The 663-nt window shown below is 73.5% G+C and carries 1 protein-coding gene; it reads left to right on the forward strand.

Annotated features, from left to right (window positions below; all coding sequences use genetic code 11):
• Positions 1 to 123: 123 nt before the first annotated feature.
• Positions 124 to 663: bifunctional heptose 7-phosphate kinase/heptose 1-phosphate adenyltransferase (locus AC5RUJ_RS17875; protein ID WP_494156468.1), on the forward strand; the 540-nt coding region annotated here is incomplete at its 3' end.

Below are 663 nucleotides of genomic sequence, written 5' to 3' on the forward strand. Positions count from 1 at the left end.
TCCGGGCGGCTCCGCCCAGCCCCGCCGGGACAGCGGCGACGGCTTCGGCTACGGCCCCGAACTGCTGGACGAGTTCTGTGCGGTGAAGGTGGTCCACGTGGGCCTGCCCGGCGGGGTGCGGCCATGAGCACGCCCCTGTCGGACGTTTCCGGGCTGGCCGGCTGGCTGCCGTCACGGCTGGCGGAGGCCGCCCCGCGGGTCACCGTGGTCGGAGACGTGATGCTGGACGGCTGGTTCAGCGGCCGGATCGAACGGTTCTGCCGGGAAGCCCCGGCCCCGGTAGTGGACATGACCAGGCGGGAGTACGCGCCGGGCGGCGCCGCCAACACGGCCATGAACCTCGCCGCACTCGGCGCCCGGGTGCGCATTCTCGGCCTGGTCGGTGGGGACGACGCCGGGCGACGGCTCGCTGCCCTCCTGCAGGGCGCGGGGGTGGACATTTCGGGGCTGGTGGAACACGAAGACGTCCTGACCACCACCAAGTACCGCATCATCGGCGGCGACCAGATCATGCTGCGGCTGGACGAGCGCACGGAGCGGGTGCCGGAAGCGGCGCAGGAGCGGCTGGCCGCAGCAGTTCCGGACGCGCTCGCCGGCAGCGACGCCGTGGTGGTCTGCGACTACGGTTCCGGCGCGTTGGGCGGTGCCGTGCGCAGCGTGCTG

Source organism: Arthrobacter sp. Y3223164 (assembly GCF_059091005.1).